This window comes from Pseudomonas sp. FH1 (assembly GCF_000510895.2).
Classification (GTDB): domain Bacteria; phylum Pseudomonadota; class Gammaproteobacteria; order Pseudomonadales; family Pseudomonadaceae; genus Aquipseudomonas; species Aquipseudomonas azotoformans_A.
The window spans coordinates 1-591 of sequence record NZ_AOHM01000138.1 but is presented as its reverse complement, the minus strand read 5'-3'; the positions used below and the strand labels follow the sequence as shown (position 1 = coordinate 591).

Sequence of the window (591 nt, the reverse complement as noted above, 5' to 3'; positions counted from 1 at the left end):
ACTCAAGGGCGACACCTACAAAGATAAGGTCCGCAAGACCGAGTTCACCGAAGACCAGGACGGCAACGTCTCAGAGGTAAGGATCCTGACAGATCGTTTCGTACCCATTATTCGGGCATGGGACATGACGCCAGGCTCCACCAACTTCGGCAAGGTGATCACCATCAGTTCATCGGCGGATCCACAGACTGGGCCTGAAGAACCAGAAGCTACTCCCACTCCTAACCAAGCACCGCGGATGATATTTGAACCCGGACGCTTAGTGATGACCCACTCGGTGCAATACCTAGTAGAGCAAGGACATCTCGACCCTAGCCTTTACTTACGACGCCATTTCTCGGGTGACTGGGGAGAACTGCCCGATGAAGACTGGACCAGCAATCAGCGCGCACTGACTACCGGGGAGCGATTGTTTTCCAGCTACAACGTCGATGCCGGCGATGAAACACGGTTGTGGATCATCACGGAAGCGGACCGGAGCAGCACGACCGTGTTGCTGCCATCGGACTACTGACACTTATAAGGTATTTCCTTAACAGACCCCAGGGTATTCACCATACCCGTCGGGGTGTCGTGCATGCCCTGTTTCAT

The 591-nt window shown here is 54.5% G+C and carries 1 pseudogene; it reads left to right on the top strand.

What is annotated here, in order from left to right:
- A pseudogene (locus H096_RS34155) lies at nt 1–514 on the top strand (class I SAM-dependent methyltransferase); the annotation flags it as partial.
- Nucleotides 515–591 lie beyond the last annotated feature (77 nt).